Source organism: Brucella gallinifaecis, assembly GCF_006476605.1.
Classification (GTDB): domain Bacteria; phylum Pseudomonadota; class Alphaproteobacteria; order Rhizobiales; family Rhizobiaceae; genus Brucella; species Brucella gallinifaecis.
The window spans coordinates 31091-53381 of record NZ_ML636814.1 but is presented as its reverse complement, the minus strand read 5'-3'; the positions used below and the strand labels follow the sequence as shown (position 1 = coordinate 53381).

The following is a 22291-nucleotide window of genomic DNA, read 5'->3' as shown; positions in this document are numbered from 1 at the left end:
AGGGACAGATTGTTGAGCAGAATTCACCAGCCGAGTTTTTCGACAATCCGCAGCATGAGCGCACGAAACTGTTCCTAGATCAGATTTTGCATTAGGCTGCGTGGATGAATATGAGCCAATATTCTGCAGCAGCAATATAAATCTTCTGATGAAACTCTTCGCGAGTTGAGTGTATCAAGTAGTACTGTGCAAAAAACTACGACGAGAGCAATAGTGTATCGGTTTTTTCAAAACGTCTTCAAATTATATTTCAATTTTTCACTTCATCTAAGATATATTCCCTTTGGAGGGGGAATTAAGTGAAGAAACTACATAGATAGTTGACTTCAAAGGTACTCCTTTTCCCAAAAGCGTCATTCTGTATGCTATTTTCTTATACGTCCGTTATGCCGCTTCCTATCATGATCTTCAGTAAGTAATGACTAGACGCGGCGTAGAGATTGATCGTGTCGGACAAACACTTGAGTTTATGCTCTCTGAGCACCGCAATCCGGGTGCTGCTTGGCGCTTCCTTAAGAAGGGATCGCTAATAAAGGCATTCGGGGCAATATAATCATTGATGAAAGTGAACTCAATTTTACGAGTGCTCAAACTATGAACAATAGCCTGAAGATCACCGGTACGGGCAAGCCGCTTGAAATCCTGCAGGTCAAATACCTCAACAATATGCTTCAACAGGACCATCTTTTCATCAGGAAGATCAGCAAACCCATATTGGGCTTCAAGGCGTTTCATTCAGCTTTCTCGACAGTTGCAGGCATTGAAGTTGCGCATATGATGCGTACGAAACAGTTTGCGAACAACAACCGGTCGCTATTCGAGGCCTTTGCAGAGCTCGCGGCATAATTGCGTCAACAGATCAGTCCTCCCCCCTTGCCTGTTGAAAAATTAGTGACACAGCCCTACGAGCCCTCTCCCCCCGATCAGCATCACCAAAAACCTGTGGTTCGGAGAATGGCCGACTGTCCTCGTCAATACAAAAATGACCGTCGCTCTGCTCGAACGACTTGCTGATCATGTGAGGTCATTGAAACGAGAAGTAATTCGTGATTAATTCCTGTCCTTCCATCTGAAATCGACACAATTAATAACAAAAATTAAATTACTTCTCTTAATTATTTTTAAAAACATTTCTGTCTTATAAATTACTATATACTATAAATTTAAATGTATTTTCAATTTGTATGTTATAGTATGTTAGCTAAATTAGAAATATATTTTAATTAATAAAGGTAAAATATGATTTCTGAAGCAGATAAAATTATAAGTGTATCTGATATATTTTCTCATGTCAGAATTATAAATGGCATAGGAATTAGTTTATGCTTATCCAGAATACTAATATTTTTATCAAAATTTATTCAACATCCCAACAAAAATATTATATCTTATATACATATGGGTTGGATAGTTGCTGTTTTGTTGTGGATAATAAATTTCTGGTGGGGGTATATTTTAGAGGGTTCAGTTCAAAATTATAATGTATATAATTATTTACTAGACATAATTTATGTGTTTAGCCTTTTTTTCATATGCGTTACGCTAACTCCAGATGATGTCGCAGAATATTATAATTATGAAAATTATTTCTTTTCACGTAAATATTGGCTTATGTCATTACTAATATTTATAAGTTTTGTTGAGATGGTGAGAGATGTTTTTTATGATTTATCTGTAAATGAAAAAAGTGACAATGCATATAATATATTATTTTTTGTTATGGAAGTATTTGTAATAATACTTGCAATGCGAATTAAGAGGAAAATATTTCAGTATTTTCTGGTATTATTTATTATAATCCTGATCTGTACTGAGTTCATCACTCAGTAGAATGGGTAAAATAGAATCTATTTTGAATAGGTTCAAATTTCTTCATATGGGCCTTGCAGTCCATATGCAGGCAATGTGACGAACTCATATCCCGGCAAAGCGACTTTTTGTTCACAAGACGTAATATTGATGAGCCATGTCCGATGTTCTACTGTAAGACCTAGAACCTCGGATGGTCTTGAGGACTGGCATTGCCGCCAGCTTTTGCCTGCAAGCGAAGCCAGCAGCTTCACCGTGTTGAATAAAGGACGTTTGCCACCAGCCGCCGTCGGTTCGCCTTCACCTGCTATCAGTCCAAATGGGCTAGTGAGTGCTGAAAGTGTGAGGCAATCAAGTTCTGCATTCAGCACTGAAATTGCATAACCCATTGCATAGCTTTCTGCGAATTTTCCATTATGCCGCGGATCACGATTGGCCATGGCAATGCGCTTGCCATTCGGGTTTTCCATCGTCTTGCTGCCATAAGGATTCTGGCGCATGGGAATGGTGGATGGACCTATGCGATAGGGCCTGTCTCCATAGATCGCCCGCACCGAACGGGTAATGAAAGGCAGAGCCTCCAATGTCTGCATGACACTCAGGTCATCAGCGGCATGAACAATCGGATTGGTGCAATGGGTGATAAAATCAACAAACTCACCAGGAACGCGCTTGCGATTAAGCTCGGTGAAATAGCTCAACATGCCGCCTCCCAGCCGAATATTAGGGAAAGCTGCCCGTGCGGCTGTATAGACATCTTCGAGCGGTGGGCAGGGTGGCCATTTGCTGCCCGGTGGTGTTGATTGCCGATCTATGGCTGGAGAAATAATGATCGCATCAGGGTTAAAACCAGCCGCTTTCATGTCAGAAGCAATTGCCAACGTTTCATCGATGAGTGCTGTCTGGCACGGTAAAGCTATTTCAAGTGAAACGCGCCCACTATGCTTGGCAGCCAAGGCCGCAAAATCCGCAAATGCTAGACCTTTATGACCTGCCAGCGGGTCATAATGAAATAACAGATTCTGCGGCCTAACCTCCTGCAACAAATCAATTGCAGCCAGGCTTGCTTTGGCTTCTTCCGGGGTGACAATGATGCCGATATCAGGCATTTTACCGCTTGCATCACCAAGTGTAATGCACACCGGATCTGTCTTCCGGCTGGCTTTTGGTACCACTATGCGCGTGTCGGAAATGGTGAGCATAATGCGCTGATGGTGAGGCTGATTTGCTTCGATCTGGTAAGGCCACGGCAAAGCCAGTGGGCGTACATAGGTCTTGTAAGACGCATCGGACCAGTTGCGCTGGTCTTCCATTTCAAAAGTATCGCCTTCCATGCGGCATTCGGCTGAAACGCCAGGCATGACCTTATGGGTGATCGCACGCATATCCTTAAAAGGCTGCCATGGTTCAATCAGATCGGGCAGGCGAGTTTTGTTAAGCGTACCATCGACATGTTCGACGCTCACAGGTGAGCCTGCTACGCCGACGATTGGATGCAGAATGCAGAAACCACAACGGTTTGTTTCAAAGCCTGTTGCTGTATTGGCGACGGCATCGAAAGTAAGTTTTCCGTTCTTGTCCGCCTCGATATTCACATCAATCACAAGTCTCGATGCGTTTGGACCTTCACATATTGACTGATAGGTGAGAGCAAAGCCAGTGTCGTCTTGCTTGATGTTGAGGTCATGAATTTCTGGACTATAGGTCCCCCAGTCACGATCCCGAACCAGATAGGAAATTGCACGTAAAACCTCCACGCCCCCATAGGTGATGGTGCGAAGATTACCATTGCTAAGATCGGCTTCGAGCAAACCTGCCTTGAGGCGCAGAGGAGGTGTTTCAGCCTCACATGTTCCAAAAAGCTGGAAAGGATCAATTTTATTCATTTGAGCAACGTCGCAATATCAATGGAGTTGCCGCTTGCAGCACTGTCATAGGCCGCTTCGACAAGTGCAAAGGTCTTGAGATTGTCCAGGCCCGATGTCGATGTCTCTTCACCAGTTAAAAGCTTATCTATCCAATGTTGCTGAATAGCAAAAACGCTTTCCTGAATATTGTGCCAAGGGCGTGAGGCCCATGAGAGCAGTCTTGGCGAAACATCTGAAACCGTTGTGCTGTTTGGCGTAATCACCTCAAGACGATAACCTTGATAAAGCCGGATTGAGCCTTCCGTACCATCAAGCTCAATCAAAGTTTCAGGGAATGGATCGGTTTCGAGCTTGGTGGCATAGCTTACGTCAACAATCGAGGTCGCACCATTTTCGTGATCCATGAGAATGGTGGCCACATCCTCACCTTTGATCTTTGGGTTGACGCGCTTTGTGCGCGCAACAAGCCCTGTCACATCGCCAAGAATAAAGCGTGCTATATCAAGCGTATGGATGCCAAGGTCTTCGATGATGAAGCGCTCACCTTCTGCCAGATAAGGTTGGCCGGAAAACACGTCGAAGCCCGAGCGAAAGGAAAACCGCCCCCAGAATGGCGAGCCGATGACGCCGCTGTCGAGCGCCTTGCGCACGGCTTGAATAGGTGTCTGCCAGCGAAAGTTTTCATGCACCATAAGTGGAATGCCTGCGTCATCACAGACCTTCACCATAGCCTTTGCATCATCAAGCGTTTTGGCAAAAGGCTTCTGGCAGATTGCTGGCACCTTGTGGGCGGCTGCAAGTTCCACCAGAGCACGGTGGCTTGAAACTGTGGTGGCGATATCGACAAAGTCGATGCCACCATCCGCAAACAGCGCTTGCGCATCCGTGTAGCGGCGTTCTATGCCAAACTGGTCGCCGACAATCTTCAACCGCTCAGGATCACGGTCGCAAATTGCCACGATTTTGGCACCCGAAACGTCATTCCATGCATGCATCTGGTTTATTGCGAAAAAACCGCAACCGACCAGAGCGCCATTCAATTCTGCCATTTACTGAGCCTTTATCCTGCTTTTGCCATTTGCATGAGTGTTACACGCTGTTGAAGGCGGCGCTGTGCCTGATCAACCACCACGGCAATAATGATGACAAGTCCCTTGATGACCATCTGCCAGAAGGACGATACGCCCATCATGACCAGACCATCGGATAGAATACCGATGACAAATGCACCGATAATTGTACCACCAATGGTACCACGTCCGCCCGACATCGAGGTGCCGCCGAGAACTGCTGCTGCAATGGCGTTCAATTCGAACGAATTACCTGTTGCCGGATGCGACGACATCAGTTCGGACGAGATGATAAGCCCTGCAATCGCAGCACAGAAACCTGAAAACATGTAAACAAACATTTTTACACGATCGACACGAATACCTGACATGCGTGCCGCACGTTCATTGCCGCCGACTGCGAAAATCTGCCGACCAAGCGGGGTGTATCGCGCGATATAGGCTGCAGCCAATGCGACAACGATCAAAATCCAGATTGATACCGGAAGGCCGAGAATATTGCCGGAGCCAAGAAATGCAAAGCCGGTTGTGCCAAGGTCTTCACGACCTACAAGGTTCGGGAAAGTCTGGCCATCTGAAGATAAAAGCGCCAGACCACGCGCGACATAAAGCGTTCCAAGTGTCGCAATAAAGGGCGCAACATTCAGTTTGGTTATTAACAGCCCGTTTATGAAACCGACTGCGACCCCAACAGCCAGAGTAATCAGCGATATTTCGATAATATTGAAGTAGATTGTATAGCCAATGCCAAGATCGATACCATAGATCAACAGACCACCGGCAACCATGCCGCAAAGCCCGACAATGGATCCGACGGAAAGGTCGATGCCGCCTGTGATGATGACGAAGGTCATGCCCATTGCAAGGAATGCGTTAAGCGCGACATGTTTTGACATCAGGATCAGGTTGGCAGCTGAAAGAAAGTTCGGTGCTGCGAACGAAAAAAAGATGAACACCGCAAAAAGTGCAATGAAGGTTCTGAGTTTCATAAGGGTCAGCAAAGCTGATCCGCTTGAAAAGCCTGGGTCAGAGGCTGCCGTGCTTTTGGCTGTCATGACGCGAGTTCCCTTGTTTGTTGGTCATGGTCGTGGTCAGGGTCGTGGACATGTCCGTGGCCCTTGGCCGAAGCGGCAACAATGTCGGCTTCTGTCGCTTTATCGCGGTCAAAAATGGCAACCAGTTTGCCATTGCTAAGCACTGCGATGCGATCGGAGAGTGCCATGACTTCTTCAAGATCAGAGGTTGAAAAGAGAATGGAAAGACCTTCTGCGGCTAGCCTGCGCATGGTGCGGAAGACATCGGCTTTCGCGCCCACATCAATACCGCGCGATGGCTCGTCCATCAGAAGGACTTTGGGACTGGTCATCAGCGCTTTGCCGATGACAACCTTCTGCTGGTTGCCACCTGACATTGATGTAACTTCAAATTCAGGGTTTGGCGCCTTGATTGCAAGGTCTTTGATCGCCTGTTGAATAGCCTGCTTTTCACGTCTTGGTGAAATGTGAAAGAAGTGAGCCAGACGATCAAGGCTTGCCAGTGTCAGATTGCTGGCAATTGACAAAATCTGTACCAGACCTTCGCGCTGGCGATCTTCCGGTATGAGGGCAAGGCCGCGTCGGATACGGCGGGTTGTATCGCGTTCCTTCACTTGCTTGCCATCGATATAGATTTGGCCGGTGGCATGCCCATGCTGGCCCATGATACATTCAAAAAACTCGGAACGTCCTGCGCCCATCAGCCCATAAATGCCCAGAACTTCGCCTGCGCGAACACTTAGCGATACATTATCAACAGCAAGTCCGCCGGTTGCACGGGGCAGTGTGATGTTTTCAGCACGAAACCGCTCATCACCGATCTTATGTGTTACAGCTTTTGCGAAATCCTTAGCGTCAGAGCCGATCATCGAACGCACAATCCATTGCGTATCGATATTTTTGATTTCTTCCTGACCCGTGATCTGTCCGTCACGCAGAACCGTAATATAATCGCCAATGCGCATCAGTTCTTCAAGACGATGCGAAATATAGACGATTGCAACGCCCTGGCTTTTCAGGTCTGCAATGACCTTGAACAGAATATCGACTTCAGCAGCTGAAAGCGCGGAAGTCGGCTCGTCCATGATCACAATACGCGCATCAAGCGAAACAGCTTTGGCGATTTCGACAAGCTGTTGTTGACCGATCGGCAAATCGGCGACGAGCGTATTTGCATTGATGCCAGCGTCCAGTCGATCGAGATATTCGTTCGCCTTTGTGACCTGTGCTTTGTGATCAATACCAAACAGGCCACGTGTAATCTCGCGGGTGGCAAAAATATTCTCTGCCACCGTCATGTTTGAAAACAGGTTTAATTCCTGAAAGATCATTGCAATGCCGCGTTTTTGCGCATCGGCGGGGCTGTCAAATGACACTTCTTCGCCGTCTAGAATGATTTTCCCAAGAGTTGGCCGCTCAACACCAGCGATAATTTTCATCAGCGTAGACTTGCCCGCGCCGTTTTCGCCGACAAGCACATTGACTGAACCCCGGCGCAATTCAAGATTGGCACGCTTCACCGCGACAATGCCTGAATAGACCTTGGAAATATCTTCAAGCTTGAGGACAATATCCTCTTTCTCGTTCAATTCCGCCTCCATGAGCTATTTCTCCATCGAGATGGAAATGGGCGTCACAAGAGGAAGCTGACCTTTTGATGGTAGCGGGAAAGCACCTTCGGCTTTCACCTTCATCCCAACAAGATTTTCGCGCGGAAGCTTTGACAGAACATCCTCATTGATGCGGGTGTTGAAAGCCTTGCCAAATTGAGCCCAGTCGATCTGGTTGCGAAACTCGTTAAAGTTTACGAAGGGGAGGCTGTCGCGTATTGCACTGCCACGAACGGTCGGTCCGATTTGCACACGCGCATCAGCTTTGCCATCATTATTGCTGTCGACATCAACATAGGCTGCACGTGATTTTGTTTCAGCGCCGACCACTGTGCCTTCGAGTTTGGCCGCAAAAGTCCAGGGTGCATTGCCCTGCTTTTCGCGATGACCGTATTTTTCTCCGGCGGCGTCCGTATTCGCATTTGCTGCCTGCATCACTTCATCGAGTGTTACAGTTTTCTCAGCAAAAAATGGCTTAACTTTTGAATCCCAGATATCGGCAACCGAACGATCGGGATCGAAATTATCGCCGCGTGCTTCTGCGGCTTCTTCTGCTGTCGGTGTTTTAATGATTTTGCAGCCCGAAAGCGCGACACCGCAGGCCAGCACGATAATGGAAGCTGACTTCAGCACTGACATGATTTTATCCTCGGTATTAGGAACATATCGGGAGCGCTAGCATTTGTTGGCGCTCCCGATATCACAAGCCTTGGGAGTTAGTCCTTCAAAGCGAAGGTTTCGAGCTTGTCAGCATTGTCCGGGTTGATAAGAACGCAGTCCATCAGCTGCTTTTCTTCAGCAGGTCCCTTACCGGTCTTGATATATTCGTCAGCCTGAACGACAGCCATCTGTGCCTGAGCATAGGCTGGCTGAAGAACAGTTGCCTTGATGCCGCCAGCCTTGATCGAATCACGAACATCATTGGAGCCATCGAAGCCAACAACAATAACGTCCTTGCGACCAGCCGCTTCAAGAGCAGCCCATGCGCCCATGGCCATGGTGTCGTTGCCGGAAATCACGCCCTTGATGTCGGGGTTTGCCTGCAAGATACTCTGCATTTTGGAGAAAGCTTCAGTCTGGCTCCAGTTGGCTGATTGCTGGGCAACCATTTTCATATCTGGATATTCGTCGATGACGTCGTGATAGCCCTTGGAACGGGTGCCGGCATTGAGATCGGATTCGCGGCCCAGCAGCTCGACATAATTGCCTTCTTCACCCATCAGCTTGACGAATTCTTCCGCGCCGAGCTGTGCACCCTGATAATTGTTGGATACGATCTGCGAAACTGCAATGCCCGAGGCATTGATTTCACGGTCGATCAGGAATGATGGGACATTGGCGTCTTTAGCTTTTTGAACCGCTGCGATCGATGCTTCCGAACCGGCATTGTCGAGAATAATAGCCTTGGCGCCACGACCAATCGCTGTATCGACAAGCTGTGATTGCTTGGTTGGATCATCGTCGTGTTGAAGGATCAGCGTTTCGTAGCCAAGTTCTTTGGCTTTGGCTTCGGCACCAACCGCTTCAGCCTTGTAGAATGGATTATCATGCGATGGCGTGATGATAGCGATCAGATCAGCGGCCCATGCCGGCATGACTGTGCCGCCTGCCAATGTTGCGGAGACGGCTGCTATCGCAAAACTGCGCGCAATTGTCCTGCGTGTAAACTTCATATCTTCCTCCCAAATCAAGCCCCATTTCCCAAGAGGCGGTAAAAGGAGGGCGCCTCACGCCCTCCCAAAAAAACGTCACGTAATGCGACGGATGCTTTCTGCGATTTCTTCCGGTTCAAAAACGTTTTTCCAGTCGTCGCGCATCAGCGCAGGAATGCCGAATTCGATTGCCTTGTTGCAGGCATCGGAGAATACGCCTTCGACTTCGCCAAAAATGACAGCGCCGAGAACATTCATGTGGCCGAGCAGGAAGTCGCGTGCTGCTTCTTCAGGAACGCCGCGACGGACGGTTTCGTCCATGGCCTGCTTCATGACAACGAGAAGCGACGCTGCAACGGTTTCAGACAGGCCCGGCTCGAGAATTGCGAGCTGCTCAACGGTAACGCGGTGCGAGCGCATTACAGGTGCCCAGATGACCTTGGCAATTTCTTCACCCAGTGCATAGGCTTCTTCCGGTCCCTGCATCAAAGCAGAAACGATGTGCTGCTTTGCTGCAATGCCACCGAAGAAATCGCGCTTTGCTGCCGGATCGGTTTCATCGTTGAAGATTGGCGGATGGCAAGGATGGGTTACGAAATAGGTGAGGTCTGCACGTTCTGGCAGATGACCTGCAAATGGTGCTGCTGCATCAAGCGCAACAACCATTGTGCCTGGCTTCAGCTTGTCGACAATGCCTGCTGCAACCTTGCCGATAATGGTATCTGGAACAGCCAGAATGACGACTTCTGCGCCTTCCAGTCCTGCATCGACATCAACAGTATCGATGCCGAGTTCGTTCTTCAGGCGTGCTTTACCGACTTCGCTGACTTCGATGTGACGTACATCGAAACGCGACCCCTTGAGGTTCTTGGCGAGACGATATCCCATCTTGCCGCCAGCTCCGAACAAAGCAATAGCTGTCATGATTGTATTTCCTTCCCAGGCTTTTGGTAGCTTAACTGGTATAACCAGTCAATGAGTATTCCAGATTCAGGCAGTCAAGCCATCACGAATCTGGCTGAAATATCCGTCAGAACCGACCTGACCGCCTTTGAGGGCAATCTGCAGGCCGTTGGTGGCGGCGTGAGCGCCGTGTGCCGTACAAAGCGGCGACCCCGGTGTTTGTGGCAGCGGCAATAGCGTTGTGAGTGCATCAACATGCAATTCACGCAATGCGTGGCTGGAAGTATCTCCGCCTGCAATGACAGCGCGGCTAAGCTTTTCGCGCTCGACAAGATTGCGCAGGATGAAGCCGAGGCTGCGCGCCAGTTTATGGCGGCTGCCAGCAATCTTATCGATTTCTTTGCCCCGGTCAGCCGAAGGCCCTAGCGCGGTGTTGAGGATAACGCTGTTGCCCTGCTGGAGTGCCTGCTGCGCTTCCGCAATAGCAGTTTCAAGAGCCTGATGAGCGTTCTCTCCAAGCAGATCGAGCGGATTGAGATCGATACCTGTGAAACCAGAAGCCGTTGCATGGCGAATCTGGCGTTCGGTGGTTGGTGACACACTGCCCGAAACAACTGCGATACGATCGGCTTTGCCCGGCAGCGGAAATTCTTTTTTTCCGACAATCAGGCCGGCCTTGTTCCATGCTGCCAAAAGCGCATATTCAATGCCTGAGGAGCCTGCAACGAACCAGCCCGCATCAGGGCGCAAGCGCCAAAGCTGCTCACCTGCCTGCAATTGGCTTTCATGACTATCGACATCGAGGAGCAATATGCCGTCAGTATTTTTGACAATGGCATTTATGCGTTCATTCGCATTGCTGGCTGAAAGGGTTGCGAGGTCTGTAAGCACAGTTTTGAGCGTTGTCTGCTGTGCCAGATGTACGCGCAGATCCGCTTCATGCATCGGTGTTACCGGATGACGGCTCATAACCGGATGACGGTCTATGCGATAGACTTCATTCTGATAAGCCGCAAAAAGATTGCCGAAAGCGGTATAACGCTTCAATTGCGGTGCACCGACAATCACTGGCACATAGGCCTGATCGAAGGTCGCTTTGCCGATTTCTATGGCCTTGCCAATATTGCCGACATGTGGTGCAGAATCAAATGTCGAGCAGACCTTGTAATGGGCAATTGCAGCATTCAGGCTTTTCAGCCAGTTGAATGCAGGTGTCAGATTGTCCTGCATCCATTCCGGCGTTTCGCTGCGACTGGTGCCGGCAAGACCTATGGCTTTGCAACGCGAAAAGCGCGATAGAAGCGCTTCATCGGGCACATTCATGAACAGAACTGTATCAACGCCATTGGAAGCCATGGCTTCCATCACATCGGTGGAACCAGTCAGGTCATCACCATAATAGGACAGCAGCAGGTTTTCAGGGTTATGAGCCATTATTCACCCCCTTTCCCGAATTTGGCAATCGAGGCTGCAAGTTCGGGATGGTCCGTCGCGTAAGTCTCGAGCGGAATGCCAGCAACTGCCGCTTCCCATGCCTGCTGTACGGCACGCACACCGGCGGCTGGCCCACCCGGATGGCTGACAATGCCGCCTCCGCACAGATAAAGCAGATCTGTCGTGCGGCCTGTGCGCTCATAGGTTTCCGGTGCCTGTCCGCCCCACTGCCCGGAGCCGGCAACAGGAAGCGGACAATCGGATGGATCAAACAGTGGTGTGCTGACAGCCTTGAACGAATTGACGAAGCTTTCGTCCGGTTCCCAGTATTTGACGCGGATACCGTTGATCTGGAATTGATCGACGCCAAGTAAGCGCCAGAATTGTTGATAAACGCGAAAATCCATGCCTGCGCCCGGATTCCGGGTCAGAATATCCCAGCCATTGCGATGTGCATGGAGTACAAGGCCGGAGCGTTTGCGCAGAAAGCTCATGCCGCCAAATCCGACCGAATTAATGTTGACTACGGCGCAATTGCCGCCAGCCTCAAGCACCATGTCATGATTGCGCATCATCTCATCTGGATCGGCATGCGAAATGCCAAAAGCATACATGACTTTTTTGCCGGTCTTCTGCTCATGATTAAGAATAAGCGGCATGATTGCTGCAATGCGTTCTTTGAGCGGTGAATAGGCCGGGCTCATCAGCTTTTCGTCGTCCTTGATAAAATCAACGCCCGACTCAATCAGTTCGCCTACAAGCTCCGCTGTTTCATAGGGACGCAAACCAAGCGCTGGTTTGACGATGGTACCAATGATCGGACGTTTTTCCACACCTGTCAGACGGCGGCTTCCAGCGATGCCAAATTGCGGACCGGGATGCGCATGTTTGAAGGCTTCTGGCAGCTTCATGTCAACGACACGGATGCCACTCATGCCTTTGATCGAATAAACACCGCCAACGGCAATGGTCATAAGTGCTGCAAGGTCGGTACCAACAGCGTCCAGTGGAAAGGCTATATCGACATCGGCACGCTTGATCGGTCCATGTCCGGCTTCAAGTTCCGGCCAGGCGGGAACTGAGGCATCTTCAAGCGGGCGAATCTCCAGAACGCGAGCTGCAACGCGGGCTTTGAGTTCTTCTGTCTCTCCGGGAAGGGCGACAAAAGTGCCGGTCGACTGATCGCTGGCGATCTTGGCGGCCATCTGTTCGATGCTGCCGGTTGTCTCAATGCGATAGGTCAGACGGATATTCATCGAATTTTGTCGCTCGCTGCTCGTGTTCCACCCATACCAGAGACGCTTACGCAATATATTCCGCACATTTGCCAGAAAGTATCTCCTCACTTTCCAGGATGCGATTGAAGCGCTTGGCTCTGAATGCAAACTGGTATAATGAGTATTCCAATATCTGCAAGTGGAAAATTGTTAGCCCATTCACGAGAAAGTGGGTAACGACTTTCATCCGGGCACTTGAAGATGCATAAGAGGGAGAGAGCTCATGAACAGTGAGATGCAATGAACAAGCCAGTTGAACCAATCGTTCGCCGAAAATTGTCCGACGAGGTTTTTGACCGACTCGAAAATATGATTACGTCCGGCGAGTTGACACCGGGCGATGAAATGCCGTCCGAACGCGTGCTGATGGAACGCTTTGGTGTTGGTCGTCCTGCGATCCGCGAGGCGATGCAGTCGCTTGCCAAGATGGGTCTGGTCAGCATTTCGCATGGTGAACGTGCCAAAGTTCTCAAACTGACTGCACGTTCAATTTTCCGGCAGGTCGATCCGACAGCCAAGATCATGCTTGCGCAATCAATGGATACGCTGGAGCATCTTAAAAGTGCACGTATTTTTTTCGAGCGAGGCATTGCGCGTGAGGCGGCCTATAAAGCCAATGATCAGGATATCGCCGATCTTCGGGCGATTGTTGGCCGCCAGCGTGAAGCATTGGGTGATGCGGATGCATTCATTTCGGCTGATATGGAATTTCATAGTCGTATTGCAAAGATTTCCGGCAATCCGATCTTTGTTGGTGTGAGTGAGGCTATGCTCGCATGGCTGCGCGAGTATCATACTCATATGCTGATCTGGACGGGTAAGGAAAATTATACGCTGGTTGAGCATGAAGAAATCATAGATATGCTCGCTGCCAAAAATTCAGACGGCGCAGAAGCTGCGATGCTTCATCATCTGGAGCGCTCGCGTGCACTATATACAAAGTAGAATATTTGAAAAAAATGAAATGAATTCCTGTGATACAACCTATTGCTGAGTAATGAATGTTGCATTCGCTGCCATACTTAATCTCTTTATCAAAAACTGAATTTTGAGTGATCATAAAATATTTGGCATGCATGCAATTAGATTGTCCATAGGCACCCAGATGTGCTCTACAAACTTCTGCTCATCTAGGTTGGGACTCATTTGATCCATTCAGCGACGATAGATGCGTTGATCGAGAGGGTATGGTGTCCGCCTTGCAGCGGTAGAGGGGATGGCGGCCTTGATGTTCCTTGCTGTTAGCCAGTTGCGCAAGCTATCAGCGTCATAGGCTTTGTCGGCGAGCATCCGCCTTGGCGGCGCGACGGTTCCAAGGAGCGGTATGGCAATGCTGATGTCTGCGATGTTTCCCGGTGTTAGGGTAATGGCAACTGGTCTACTGCGATCTTCTCGAACAGGCGTTGCCAGATCCTGCTTTGGGACCAGCGATTGTAGCGATTATAGATCGTGGTGGGTGGGGTGGCCCATAGGCGGCTAGAACATCACGCCAACGGCATCCCGTTTTAGCACATGCAGAATGCCCGAGATTACGGGCGGTCATCGACCCTTGGCTTACTCGGCTTGCCTCGCGGCAAATGCGGTTCGATCGCCGCCTATGCATCATCCGAAAGCCCGAAAAGATAGCGTGACATATCTCCTCCTGCATAAACCCATAGAAACACAACATTTATATAGAAATATCAAAGAGCTGTATAAGTTCTCAACATAGCTTGCGGACTCATAATTACGTAGCCTAAATCTAAGATCCGTAGTCAACGACAAGCTTTGCATAGCTTACATTTTTTTCAGCTGGCCATTGAGCGTATCAAACGCCAATTGGAAAACATTATTCTGTACGTTTGGAATGAGTTTGAGATCATCAACTGCACTCGCGCACCAATCTGCAGTCCAAACTGCAAATGTTGTCCGACTATCAGTAACAGGATAAAGACGGGCGCCAGCATGATAATTGAGCCACGGCATTGGGCTTTTCAATATACGATATCGAAAAGAGTGGTCTGTGTCAGACAATTGCGTTAACTGCTCCCATAATTGCCCTTCACCGAATATAAAATCCCGAATTCCTGACACTTTATCAGCGGGTACACCATCAAGCATTTTCATATCGCGAATATCTGGATGCCAGCGATCCATACCCACAAAGTCACGCATTTTTGCCCAGACAAGCTCTAATGGAGCATCAATTGGTGATGAAGTAAAAACTTTAGCGGGGCGCATACCCTGCCACATATCCTCAAGCTCTGCTGAACTGGGCTCCAGATTAATTTTACGTGCCAGTGCTATCAGACCTTGAGAAAAAACAAGCTCGGAGATGATTTCAGTATATTTGCCACTATCTTCCGGTGCCTCATCAAACTCTGCCCACCACTGCACAAAAGTTCCACCTGTTTTACTCACCGGGATTAAATCCATTCCGGCCCGATAGTTTTTAACCGGGAAAGCAGGCTTTTCAAAATTATATGTAAAGCTGTAACGACTGTCATCGAGTGATAACAAGCGTTCGCGTACATGCGTTCCGTCAGCGAGCTTAAAACTACGTACACAACCAACAACATCAGATGGCTTTCCATCTTCTATCTCGCTCTGGAGGATGGCAGGATTCCAGACAGGTAAAGCATTGAAGTCACGCACTTCTGCCCATACGCGCTGAACAGGAGCATTGATGATCGTGCTGGCATAAGCCTTGGCCATATCAGTTCCTCTTTTAAAAATCAGAGTGTCAGGGCCTTGAACCGGCGCGTTTGTTCAACAAGAGCCGTCTCGGTAGGCAGACGCTCCATAGAGCTGGCACCGTAAAAACCGTTAATTTCAGGCGTGTTGTTTAAAACATATTGCGCATCGTCAGGCGATGAGATCGGTCCGCCATGGCAAAGCACCAGCACATCTTTACGCACCTTACGGGCAGCTTCTGACCATTGCGAAATTTCGCGTACACAATCATCGAGTGAGCGTGCTGTTTCTGCACCAATTGAGCCACCGGTGGTAAGCCCCATATGGGCGACAATGATGTCTGCTCCGGCACGGGTCATTTCAACCGCCTCATCCGCCGAGAATACATATGGCGTCGTCAGCATGTCTTTTTCATGCGCGGCGCGGATCATATCAATTTCCAGTGCGAAACTCATACCGGTTTCTTCAAGATTTTGCCGGAAGACACCGTCAATCAAACCAACAGTTGGAAAATTCTGGACGCCCGAAAATCCCAAAGCTTTCAACTTATCCAGATGGTGGTCGAGGATCAGGAAAGGGTCTGTTCCGTTTACCCCTGCCAGTACCGGCGTGCGATGGGTAACAGGCAGGACTTCGCGTGCCATATCAAGGACAATTTCATTCGCATTGCCATATGCCAAAACACCCGCCAGAGAACCGCGCCCTGCCATTCTGTAACGACCGGAATTATAAATGACGATAAGGTCGATGCCACCCTCTTCTTCTGACTTGGCAGAAAGACCTGTGCCTGCCCCACCCCCTATAATCGGTTGACGTCGCGCAGCCATGCTATGGAAACGATCCAAAAGTCCGCTACGGTCGGGAACATTTCTTTGTGTCATTCTGCAATCTCCAGATAATTCGCGGCCAATGCCTCGGCAAAGGCAGGCGCGTTTATGTCATGTTCAATTTCAATAAGGCGACGTTGGGTGGTTGGTTTAAAACTTGTGCCAATGGCTTGAAACAATGCTGCATCCGCTTCAGGGTCATGAAATGGCATGCCCGGCACATCGATCGCAGAAACACCTTTCAGCGGAAGCAGCAAGCGCACCGGCCCATCACATAAATTAAGCCTGTTAGCGATCCAGTGACCAATTTCGGCATTTTCTGCCGCTGTGGTACGCATCAGTGTTACTTGAGAATTATGGACATAAAGATTACGCCCTTCAAACCGGGATGGCACCGTCTCGCGGGCACCAAAATTGACCATGTCGACAGCCCCGACAGAGCCAACCCAAGGACGACGCGTACGCGCTGTCGCGCCATAACGATCTTCGTTACACGGGAAAACACCACCAAAAAGATAATCAGGCACTTCGGTAGCGGTCACATCCAGCAAACCGGTCAACAAACCTGAATCAAGCAGTTTTTCCATGGATTGCCCACCGGTACCGGTCGCATGAAAGATAAAAGGTTCGACTTTTCCTTCCAACAGACGACGCAGCTGATCAACACATGTGGTAGTGACACCAAACATGGACATGCCAACACCGGGAAGTTCTTCCAGCTTCGCAAAGCCGTCGAACTTCATCATGCCAGCAACGGCATGCGCACCATTGGCAATAACCCTGCGACTGATATTATTGAGACCGGCAATATCTGTCACAGAATACATCATCGTGATATCGGTCGGCCCGACATAAGGCGCGACATTGCCCGAAGCCACCGTCGAGATCATCACTTTCGGAATGCCCACAGGCAGCGAGCGCATCGCAGTTGTCACCAGAGCAGTGTTACCGGAACCGCCCAATCCCAGAACTGCGCCGAGATCCGACACGGATGTAATCCAGCGTGTCAAAGCTTCAGCCATTGCATTAACTGCAAGACCGCGATCGTTTAAGTCCAGAACAGCATCCACTCCATCAGGATGGAATTGAGCTATTTCCCGGGCAGTGATATCGGCACCAGAAACAGTTTTTTGCGTGCTCACATCTACAATACGCACCGGAATACCAGCCGCCTGGATCAGATCACGCGCATAGAATAATTCCCCGGATTTTGTGTCCATGGTCCCGATAATATAGGCCGTCTGCATGTCCCCCCCTTTCTTATTTTATGCATTGGCAGTTTCATCCAATGATACTGAGCTCACGCCCAGATAACGCTGTTGTGCCTCACTATCATTTGCAAGCGTTGCGGCAGGCATTGTTGCGGTAATACGACCCGTGACCATGATGGCAACGCGCTCTGCAACACTGGTCGCCACATGGATATTTTGCTCAACCAGCAATATCGCCATTCCTTCGGCGGCAATGGCGCGTAATGTATCAATCAGATGATCGACAATGACCGGCGCAAGCCCCTCAGAAGGCTCATCCATGATCAGTAGTGACGGGTTCATTAACAACGCTCTCGCAATGGCAACCATTTGCTGCTCGCCACCGGACAGTTGCCCACCGCGATTATTGCGCCGCTCAGCCAAACGCGGAAAAGTTTCATAGACACGATCAATATTCCAATTGGCATTCTTACTTTGCGAAACGAGCTGCAAATGCTCATGTACTGTGAGTGAGGGAAACAATCTGCGCCCCTGCGGAACAAGTGCTGCACCGGCTTTAGCAACACGGTTAGGACTAAGTCCGCGAAGCTCACACCCGTTCAATTTGATCTGACCGGCATCAGTGCCGAGCATTCCCATGATGGAATAGCAAAGCGTTGACTTTCCCATACCATTTCGCCCGACAAGTGCTAAAGGCTCCGGTCCACATTGCAGCGAAACACCTTGCAAAATATGCGCTTGCCCAAACCGCACATGAAGATCATTTACTTCCAGTACAGCCATCAATGGGCACTCCCGAGATAGATTTCCCTGACAACCGGATTATTGGTAATCTGGTCAGGTACATCCTGTGCAACGATCTCCCCATCTTTCATGATCGTGACAAAATCAGAATTGCGCAAAGCAACGTCCATATCATGTTCGATCAGGATGAGGGTCAGATTGTGCGGCAGGTCGGCAAGAAGTTTGTTCAGCTCAGGGCGCTCGACGGGCGACAGTCCGGCTGCCGGCTCATCCAGCATCAACAGACGCGGATTGGATGCCAGTGCCATGCCAATTTCAACTTGTCTTCTTTGACCATAAGAAATTTCGGAGACTGTTCGGTCCAGGAGATGCTTGATCCGCATTTTGTCTGCCATTTCAGACGCGCGCATCATCGCTGGATCGTTTTTACGAGGCCGCAAAAAAGACATTCGCCCCGGCATGACACCACGAACGGCCATGAATAGATTATCCAGAACGGTTAAGCCGTCAAACAACAGCGACGTCTGATAGGTGCGCCCGATCCCACGCCTTATCCGCTGATGTGGTGGTGCTTTTGTAATGTCTTCTCCAAACAACAAAATACGACCCGAAGTTGGAGGAAAATCACCCAGAATAGTGTTGAATAATGTCGTTTTCCCTGCGCCGTTCGGCCCAAGGATCGCGCGACGCTCGCCCGGCTTTATAACCATAGTGACGTCTGAAACAGCCTTCAGTTTACCAAAGGATCGCCCTACACTTTCAAGCTCAAGTGCTGGCTGCGATAGCGTATCGCCGGAAGAGTGATTCATATGAGCCATCATGCGCTTATGTCCGTTGCAAATCATTGCTGATCCAGCCCGGCACTGAGACCGGGCTGGATGTTTCAAGCCCTTTAGCTCTTTGGTGAGCAATCAGGATTGTCACGTGATGGTGCACCAAGCGCCAGGAATTCTTCTTCATTCATGCCAAGGGTTTGCGTCACCGCTGGCGTGCTGGAAAAAGCTTCTGTGCGAAGCGTACCGTTGTCATCAACAATCTTTGTCAGGAAAATATCGGAGATCGCCTGCCGGTTCTTATCCAATTTTACTTTCGCACCCGTAGGTGTTGTGAATTCAACTTTAGCCAAAGCTTCCTGGAACGCTTCTTGGTTATTGGAAAGATCACCGGCAACAGCCTCCAGGGCAAGTAATACAGCACGCGTATTGGTGTAATAATTCACCGCATGAATGGATGGTGAATCGAAGCCGTCAGGGAACCTTTCACGATATTTTTTAACAAAGTTCTGCCATTCCGGGCTTGCATTAATGTCGGCAATCGGACCTGCTGCCAGCATACCGTCCATAACACGCTGATGAGGGCCACGAGCGCTGAGAAGTGTCTGATCGGCGGTGATTGAACCGCCGTAAATTGGCAACTCTCCGCCCATCTGTGCATATTGTGTTAAAAATGCCAGCGCATCCGTACCGCCCTGTATCAGCAGGATAGCTTCTGCATTTTCTGGAATCCGGGCGATAATAGAAGAAAAATCAGTCGTATTGAGCGGTGACCATAGTTTGGTTACTTCCCCTCCTGCTGCACAATATTCATGCATGAAACCAAATGCCTGCGCATAAGGGAAAGAATAATCAGCAGCGACCAGAGCCACATGTTTTACGCCCAGATCATCATGCACATGCTTGCCAAGACCTGCCATCCATTGCGTGCCTTCGGTGTTGAAACGGAAGAAATTCGGTGATGGATTGCGCAAAGTTGTATCTGACGATGCAGATGAACCATTGACAAATGTGCGGCCCTCCAATGTGCGCGAGTAATCACGCAAAGCCACCCCTTCGGCCCCTGAAAGCGGACCAATAACAATATCGACATTATCTTGTTCGATGAGTTTGCGGGCACGCGCCAGCGCTACATCTGCATTGGCATTTGACGATTCACGTATCCACTCGATTTTTTTACCGCCGACTTCATAACCGATTTCTTCAAGCGCCATTTCCATTGTGCGATAAGCGTCTTGTCCACCGGTCGCGAAAGGACCTTCAAGTGTGGTAATCGATCCGATACGGATGACATCATCAGCAGCAAACACAACTGTGACCATCGCAAAGCTTGCCGTTAAAGCAGCAACACCAAACTTCAGTCTATGTGCTATTGTTTTCGTGATAGTTTTCATTCCAAGTCCTCCCTTGACTATTACTCTATCGACTTCTCCCAAAGCCGCGTTTGAAATTAGTTTTGACGTCGTCGGAAACTCAACCGATCCATCAATAGTTTTCCCATCCCCAGAACTCCATTGGGGGACAAAACGACAACTGCTAGAAAAACGAACCCAATCAATGTGTTAAAGCGATCTCGGTCGTATAATGATGGGGCGAATGTATCGAGCAACGAAAATAGTAAAGCGCCGATAAAAGCACCCGCAGGGTGAATGAGACCGCCAATGACGCACATAACCAAAACATTGACTGTCGCGCCCATGCCTATCGAGCTTGCAGTGATGCCCATATTGTAAAATGTAACGAGCACTCCTCCGCACCCGGCAATAAAACCGGCGAAACCAAATGCTGCAATACGATGGGCTGTTGCATTATAACCAAGTGCAGAGACACGTCTGCGTGCATCTCTCAACCCTTGAAGAACCAGTCCAAATGGTGACTTTCGCAGATAAACCACCAGGAAATACAGGCTGAGTGCAACAATCAAAGCTGTGTAATAAAATACCTTTGGTGAGCGGATGGACTCGTCAAAGATCTCTGGCCCGACAATATTGCGAATGCCTTCATAGCCGTTGAAAATCTCTGTATTTGATTGTGCAAACAGTCCAAAGCCGACAGCCAGAGCCAATGTAATCATCAAAAGATAAATATCGTTTGTTTTGACTGCGATCAGTCCAACGAGCAAGCCTGCCACAGTGGCTGCGACCAAGGCCAGAATGATAGCTGCACTCCATGGCAATGGATTATTGCCAAGAGGTATCGCCGTTGGGGCATAAATGGCAAGAACATATCCCGCCACCCCTGCCAACATGGTTTGGGCAAGGGATACGAAACCGCCATAAGACGCCAGAAAGGTCAGCGATAATGCAATGACACCATAGGCCAGTGACCGCCCGAATATATTGTTGATCCAAAAGGGCGAAACCAGAAGCGGCAAAACAACAAGTATGGCGACGATTGCAAGATTGCTGAGAATTTTCAAAGATGAAAGGCTACGCATTACTGAGCCCTTCCAAGCAGACCCTGCGGCCGCACAGCTAGAATAACAACCATGATTGCGAAAGTAAGAATAACCGAATAGGTCGGAAATAATGCCTGACCCCATTGTTCAGCCAGACCAATAAGAATAGCACCCAGCGCCGTGCCGCCAACAGAACCCAGACCACCGACGATTACGACAACAAGCGAGGTGAGCAGAAACTTGACATCCATTCCCAATGAGACAGGTTGCGCCGTGGCAGCAATCACGCCACCCAAACCTGCAAGGGCTGCGCCCAAAGCAAAAACCATAATTGAAATCTGCTTAACATTTGCGCCTGATGCCGCCAGCATTTGACGATCATCAACGCCGGCACGGATCATAATGCCCAATTTCGTCTTATTGAGAACGAGCCACAGTGTCAGGCCAACAAATAAGGACAAACCAAGCTGAAACAACCGAAATATTGGATAGCGTCCGACACCCGGAACTGACACAGGGCCAAATAGTGCCTCGGGGGCGAAGAACTGAAATGGATTGCCTCCAAATTGAGCCAGTATTTGATCAGCAATAATAATTGAAATTCCGATTGTAACCAATGCCTGCCTTAACTCTTGCCCCTGCATCCAGCCCAAAAAAGCAACTTGAATAATAACACCGACAAGAGCGGCAGCAGCCATGCCTGTCGCAATAGCGGCATACCATGCGATAGAATAAGTCGCGTCGTTTGCGTAAAGTGGATCGAAAACTGCAAATCCAACATAAGCGCCAATAAGGTAAAGCGATCCATGCGCCATGTTTACCGTGCGCATAAGCCCGAATATTAATGAAAAACCACTTGCAACTATAAAATATAGAGCAGCCAAAGTTAATCCATTAAGCGTCACTGTTAAAATAAAACTTAATGACAATACTCCTCCTCTCTGTTCTTGTAAAAAAGAACAGTATTTACATTGCTTTTATGGTTTATCTCCCATTTTCATTGTTGCG

General features: G+C 49.1%; 18 protein-coding genes and 3 pseudogenes. 3 read left to right on the top strand and 18 right to left on the bottom strand.

Annotated elements, in window-relative coordinates:
• Positions 1 to 95, top strand: a pseudogene (locus tag FHY56_RS16015) (amino acid ABC transporter ATP-binding protein); the annotation flags it as partial.
• A 221-nt stretch (positions 96 to 316) separates the two neighbouring features.
• Positions 317 to 846: pseudogene (locus FHY56_RS16010) on the top strand (DDE-type integrase/transposase/recombinase).
• A gap of 1016 nt (positions 847 to 1862) precedes the next feature.
• Here FHY56_RS16010 and apnL read toward each other — a convergent pair.
• The 9 genes from apnL to oiaX form a co-directional block, all read right to left on the bottom strand.
• A complete protein-coding gene (gene apnL, locus FHY56_RS16005; RefSeq protein ID WP_140906149.1) occupies positions 1863 to 3695 on the bottom strand; it encodes a D-apionate lactonase in 1833 nt (610 codons plus the stop codon).
• Complete coding sequence (locus FHY56_RS16000; RefSeq protein WP_140906148.1) at positions 3692 to 4726, bottom strand: Gfo/Idh/MocA family protein; 1035 nt, start codon at positions 4724 to 4726, stop codon at positions 3692 to 3694. The genes apnL and FHY56_RS16000 overlap by 4 nt, the downstream gene beginning before the upstream one ends.
• A gap of 11 nt (positions 4727 to 4737) precedes the next feature.
• Entirely contained in the window at positions 4738 to 5802 is a 1065-nt protein-coding gene (locus tag FHY56_RS15995) for an ABC transporter permease (protein WP_140906147.1), read from the bottom strand.
• The gene (locus FHY56_RS15990) at positions 5799 to 7382 is read right to left on the bottom strand and encodes a sugar ABC transporter ATP-binding protein (RefSeq protein WP_140906146.1); all 1584 of its coding nucleotides are present in this window, start codon (positions 7380 to 7382) and stop codon (positions 5799 to 5801) included. Before FHY56_RS15990 ends, FHY56_RS15995 begins: the two co-directional genes overlap by 4 nt.
• Before the next feature lie 3 nt (positions 7383 to 7385).
• Positions 7386 to 8030, bottom strand: coding sequence for a DUF2291 family protein (locus FHY56_RS15985; RefSeq protein WP_140906145.1), 645 nt, complete (start codon positions 8028 to 8030; stop codon positions 7386 to 7388).
• A gap of 77 nt (positions 8031 to 8107) precedes the next feature.
• The gene (locus FHY56_RS15980) at positions 8108 to 9064 is read right to left on the bottom strand and encodes a D-ribose ABC transporter substrate-binding protein (protein ID WP_140906144.1); all 957 of its coding nucleotides are present in this window, start codon (positions 9062 to 9064) and stop codon (positions 8108 to 8110) included.
• Positions 9065 to 9139: 75 nt separating this feature from the next.
• Entirely contained in the window at positions 9140 to 9967 is an 828-nt protein-coding gene (locus FHY56_RS15975; RefSeq protein WP_140906143.1) for a phosphogluconate dehydrogenase C-terminal domain-containing protein, read from the bottom strand.
• 66 nt (positions 9968 to 10033) lie between these two features.
• Positions 10034 to 11380 (bottom strand): four-carbon acid sugar kinase family protein, encoded by a 1347-nt coding sequence (locus FHY56_RS15970; RefSeq protein ID WP_140906142.1) that lies wholly within the window; start codon positions 11378 to 11380, stop codon positions 10034 to 10036.
• Positions 11380 to 12636, bottom strand: coding sequence for a 3-oxo-isoapionate-4-phosphate decarboxylase OiaX (gene oiaX / locus FHY56_RS15965; protein WP_140906141.1), 1257 nt, complete (start codon positions 12634 to 12636; stop codon positions 11380 to 11382). The genes FHY56_RS15970 and oiaX overlap by 1 nt, the downstream gene beginning before the upstream one ends.
• A 261-nt stretch (positions 12637 to 12897) precedes the next feature.
• Between oiaX and FHY56_RS15960 the strand changes: the two genes are divergently transcribed.
• Entirely contained in the window at positions 12898 to 13602 is a 705-nt protein-coding gene (locus FHY56_RS15960; RefSeq protein ID WP_140906140.1) for a transcriptional regulator NanR, read from the top strand.
• A gap of 213 nt (positions 13603 to 13815) precedes the next feature.
• Here FHY56_RS15960 and FHY56_RS18220 read toward each other — a convergent pair.
• From FHY56_RS18220 to FHY56_RS15915, 9 genes and pseudogenes are all read right to left on the bottom strand, one after another.
• A pseudogene (locus tag FHY56_RS18220) lies at positions 13816 to 14246 on the bottom strand (transposase); the annotation flags it as partial.
• A gap of 187 nt (positions 14247 to 14433) precedes the next feature.
• Positions 14434 to 15351 carry an SRPBCC family protein gene (locus tag FHY56_RS15950; protein WP_140906139.1) on the bottom strand — a complete coding sequence of 306 codons (918 nt, stop codon included), beginning with the start codon at positions 15349 to 15351 and terminating at the stop codon, positions 14434 to 14436.
• A gap of 20 nt (positions 15352 to 15371) precedes the next feature.
• Positions 15372 to 16211, bottom strand: a complete 840-nt coding sequence (locus FHY56_RS15945; RefSeq protein WP_140906138.1) for a phosphoenolpyruvate hydrolase family protein — start codon at positions 16209 to 16211, stop codon at positions 15372 to 15374.
• Complete coding sequence (locus tag FHY56_RS15940; protein ID WP_140906137.1) at positions 16208 to 17404, bottom strand: Tm-1-like ATP-binding domain-containing protein; 1197 nt, start codon at positions 17402 to 17404, stop codon at positions 16208 to 16210. Before FHY56_RS15940 ends, FHY56_RS15945 begins: the two co-directional genes overlap by 4 nt.
• 18 nt (positions 17405 to 17422) lie before the next feature.
• Positions 17423 to 18151, bottom strand: a complete 729-nt coding sequence (locus FHY56_RS15935; RefSeq protein WP_140906136.1) for an ABC transporter ATP-binding protein — start codon at positions 18149 to 18151, stop codon at positions 17423 to 17425.
• Entirely contained in the window at positions 18151 to 18933 is a 783-nt protein-coding gene (locus FHY56_RS15930; RefSeq protein WP_235889521.1) for an ABC transporter ATP-binding protein, read from the bottom strand. The genes FHY56_RS15935 and FHY56_RS15930 overlap by 1 nt, the downstream gene beginning before the upstream one ends.
• A gap of 71 nt (positions 18934 to 19004) precedes the next feature.
• On the bottom strand, positions 19005 to 20279 hold the full coding sequence (locus FHY56_RS15925; RefSeq protein WP_168927617.1) for an ABC transporter substrate-binding protein: 1275 nt from the start codon (positions 20277 to 20279) through the stop codon (positions 19005 to 19007).
• A gap of 56 nt (positions 20280 to 20335) precedes the next feature.
• Positions 20336 to 21322: a branched-chain amino acid ABC transporter permease gene (locus FHY56_RS15920; RefSeq protein WP_140906135.1), complete on the bottom strand. Its 987-nt coding sequence runs from the start codon at positions 21320 to 21322 to the stop codon at positions 20336 to 20338.
• On the bottom strand, positions 21322 to 22188 hold the full coding sequence (locus tag FHY56_RS15915) for a branched-chain amino acid ABC transporter permease (RefSeq protein WP_235889523.1): 867 nt from the start codon (positions 22186 to 22188) through the stop codon (positions 21322 to 21324). Before FHY56_RS15915 ends, FHY56_RS15920 begins: the two co-directional genes overlap by 1 nt.
• Positions 22189 to 22291 lie beyond the last annotated feature (103 nt).